Here is an 812-nt window from a genome sequence, read left to right as displayed (position 1 = left end):
CGTATCGTTCGCAATACCATTGTACCTAAAAAGGTACAATGAGTAAAGCTCACTAAAAGGGTTTGGCAAGCTCTATATTTGCTAGCCAAATACCTCCGTATTTGGTGCAAATAACCGCTTGTCAAAGGAGCGCAAGCTCCCCCTTGAATCCCCCTCAAAATCCACGCTCCACAATACAAAAAAAGGCTAGCATTTGCTAGCCACTTTTTGTAAAGTTTCGCTTATTTCACCGAAGGTGAAATTGTTGCTTTGTAATATTCAAACAACCCTATTCTTCTAAAATGTATCGATTTATTTTTTTTTAGACTTTATTATGTCTAAGACAACTAAGATTAACACTAAAAATAAACCAGATTTGTATAATTGCCCTCCGCTTAGCATATTAACAATTATAGCAACAGCTATAGCAAATATAAAAATACGAATAGTAGCTATTTGCGGATTCTTTTTAGTAAATGTTTTTAATGATTTTAATGATTTAGATATCAAAAACATCACTCCTTAACTTATAACGTTGAATATCTAGTAGCTACAACTCTTCCAGCTGCATCATATCCCCTTTGGTAATAAAATCCAATCCAGCCATTACCATTTTTGTCCCATTCTTTTGCAACTGCATTCCCTGGAGAAGCACCTTTTTTAGTCCAACTTGCACCTGTTAACAAAGCACCAATTGCCCAACCTGGGATACCAAACATAGAAGTGCTAGCTTTCCCTCCTGCCCAAAAGGCAGCATTAATAGCATTAGCAGCTACTCCAGTGGTTACAGCAATATTTGTATATTCCTTTTTGCCCCATCTTGCAACTGCAGC

At 36.8% G+C, this 812-nt stretch carries 1 protein-coding gene; it reads right to left on the bottom strand.

Features of this window, described 5'->3' with window-relative positions:
* Positions 1-506 precede the first annotated feature (506 nt).
* A partial coding sequence (locus ACFPBZ_RS29455; RefSeq protein WP_378039656.1) for a hypothetical protein occupies positions 507-812 on the bottom strand: 306 nt, incomplete at its 5' end.

Source organism: Actinomycetospora atypica (assembly GCF_042653685.1).
In the GTDB taxonomy this organism is placed as follows: domain Bacteria; phylum Actinomycetota; class Actinomycetes; order Mycobacteriales; family Pseudonocardiaceae; genus Actinomycetospora; species Actinomycetospora atypica.
The sequence above is the reverse complement of the archived record's forward strand: the minus strand, read 5'-3'. Positions and strand labels throughout refer to the sequence as shown.